General features: G+C 66.5%; 2 protein-coding genes. Both read left to right on the top strand.

Annotated features, from left to right (window positions below; all coding sequences use genetic code 11):
* Nucleotides 1-811 (top strand): family 1 glycosylhydrolase (locus ACYVDE_RS18890; RefSeq protein WP_460503098.1); only part of this gene is annotated, 811 nt, incomplete at its 5' end.
* Between the two features lie 111 nt (nucleotides 812-922).
* On the top strand, nucleotides 923-2,966 hold a 2,044-nt coding region (locus tag ACYVDE_RS18895), incomplete at its 3' end, for a choice-of-anchor I family protein (protein WP_460503099.1).

Consider the following 2,966-nt stretch of genomic DNA (forward strand, 5'->3'; position numbering starts at 1 on the left):
GGCGCACCACGCCACGCTGGCCCAGGCCGAAGGGGGACGGGCCTTGCGCGCCACCCTGCCCGCGACGGCCGAAATCGGTACCACGTTTTCGTGCTCTTACCTCACCCCGCATCGCCCCGGCAACGGCTACGACGAAGCCGCCACCCGCCGCGCCGATGCCGTGCTGAACCGTTTTTTCGTGGAACCCACCCTCGGCCTGGGCTACCCCACGGCCGAACTGCCGGCCCTGGGCTGGCTGCTGGAACGCTACCAGCAGCCCGGCGACGAGCAGCGGCTGCAGTTCGATTTCGACTTCTGGGGCGTGCAAAACTACACCCGCGAGGTGGTGAAATTCTCACCCTGGCTGCCGCTGCAATGGGCGGCACTGGTGCCCGCCAAGCAGCGCGGCGTGCCGCACACCGACATGGGCTGGGAAGTGTATCCGGAGTCGGTTTACCAAATGTTGAAGCAGTTTGCGGCTTACCCAAATGCGCCAAAGCTGCTGATAACTGAAAGTGGCTCAGCGTTCCCAGATGTGGCAACGGGCGGCCGGGTGCACGATGTGGCCCGCCGGGCCTACCTGCAGACGGTTATCGGACAGGTGCTGCGCGCGAAGCAGGAAGGAGTGAACGTGGCTGGCTATTTCGCCTGGAGCCTCACCGATAATTTCGAATGGGCCGAGGGCTACGGGCCGCGCTTCGGGCTGATTCACGTCGACTACGAAACGCAGGCGCGGATTGTGAAAGACTCGGGGCGCTGGTACCAGCAGTTTCTGGGAGGGGCACCGGTGGCGGCGCAGGTGGCGGGCGTGGCGCAGGCCGCCGCCCGGTAACCCAGCGGTAGGATAGGGGCGGCAATTCGATAATAGGGCCGCAACGTTGGCCTAATATGCTGGGAAGAGCTTTGAGGCATCGTTCATCAAGCCTTCACCAAATCCGCTCCGATGCCTGTTACCCGATACCCATTTCCGACTAAAAACCTCCTCGCAGCGGCCTGCACCGTGCTGGCCGGCACCTGCGCCGCCCGGGCCCAAACGGTGCCCGACCTGGGCTTCACCGGCACTTCGCTGAGCGTGGCGGAAAACGCCGGTAGTGTGGTGCTGCCGCTCAGCATTCGCAACGCCAACGCTACGGCGAGCACCGTGCAGATGCAGGTGGCCCCGCTGGGCACCGCCACGGCGGGCAGCGACTTCACCTTCGCCGGTACCCAGACCGTGACGTTTGCGCCCGGCAGCACCACGGCCACGCTCACGCTGCCCATCCTCGACGATGCCACGGCTGAGCCCGCCGAGTATTTCACGGTGCGCCTGCTGAACCCCGCCAACGCCACGCTCACGGCCGGGGCCAGCGAGCTGCTGGTATTTATTAAGGATAACGACGCCACTGCGCCGGTCCGCACCCGCAACCTGAACATCAGCCTGCTGAGCAGCTACCAGAACGGCCCGGCCTTCAGCGGCAGCACGCAAATCAACTCGGCCGAGATTGTGGCCCACGACCCCAGCACCCAGCGCCTGTACGTGGCTAACTCAGTGGGGGCGAAACTGGATATCCTCAATTTTGCCTCGCCCGGGGCGCTGGCGCCGCTGGCGTCGATTTCCATCGCACCCTACGGCAACATCAATTCGGTGGCCGTGCGCCAGGGGCTGGTGGCCTGCGCCATCGAGGATGGCACGCTGCCGCAGAACGCGGGCAAAGTGGTGTTTTTCGACCAGAACGGCACCTTCCTCAAGCAGCTGACCGTGGGCAGCCTGCCCGACATGATTACCTACTCGCCCGACGGCCGCTACCTGCTGACGGCCAACGAAGGCGAGCCCAACGCGGCCTACACCAACGACCCCAACGGCTCCATCTCCATCATCGACCTGGGGGTGAATGGCGCGAGCGTCGGCGGCATCGCGGCCGTGACCCAGGCCAACGTGACCACCCTCGACTTCACGTCCTACAACGCGCAGGCCGCCGCGCTGCGCACCCAGGGCATCCGCATTTTCGGCGGCCCGGCCGGCGCGCCCAGCACCGTGGCGCAGGACCTTGAGCCCGAGTACATCACGATTTCGCCCGACTCGCGCACGGCCTACGTGAGCCTGCAGGAGAACAACGCCCTGGCCACCATCGACCTGAGTTCCCGCACCATCACCAACCTGCGCCCGATGGGCTACCAGGACCACAGCCAGCCCGGCTTCAGCTTCGATGCCTCCGACCAGGCTACGGATATTCTGCTGGCCAACTGGCCCGTGCGCGGCATGCGCCAGCCCGATGCCATTGCCACCTTCGAGCTGCCCGCCACCCTGGGCGGCGGCCGCTACGTGCTGACGGCCAACGAAGGCGACGCCCGCGAATACACCGGGTTTAGCGAAACCGTGCGTCTCGGCGATGCCAGCTACGTGCTAGACCCCACCGCCTTCCCGCAGGCCGCCCTGCTGAAAAACAACAATGCCCTGGGCCGCCTCACCGTGACGAAAAGCACCGGCGACACCGACGGCGACGGCGACATCGACCAGATTCACGCCTTCGGCGGCCGCTCGTTCAGCATCCTCAACGCCGCCACCGGCGCCACGGTGTACGACAGCGGCGACCTGCTCGAGCGCCTCACCAGCACCGATGCCGCCTTCGGCAGCCTCTTCAATGCCAGCAACACCACCGGCACGCCCACCCGCAAGAACCGCTCCGACGACAAGGGCCCCGAGCCCGAGGGCGTGGCCGTGGGCACCATCCGCGACACTACCTACGCCTTCGTGAGCATGGAGCGCGTGGGCGGCGTAGCCGTTTTCAACGTGAACGACCCGGCCAATCCGCGCCTGGTCGACTACCTCAACAACCGTAGCCTGACGGCCGGCACCGGCGACCTCGGCCCCGAGGGCACCGTGTTCGTATCGGCCGCCAACAGCCCCACCGGCCTGCCGCTGCTCATTCTGGCCAATGAAATAAGCAGCACGGTGGCCGTGTACGGCATCCGGCCGCGCGGCACGGCGCTGGCGGCGCGCAATGGCG

It is taken from the genome of Hymenobacter agri, from assembly GCF_054778495.1.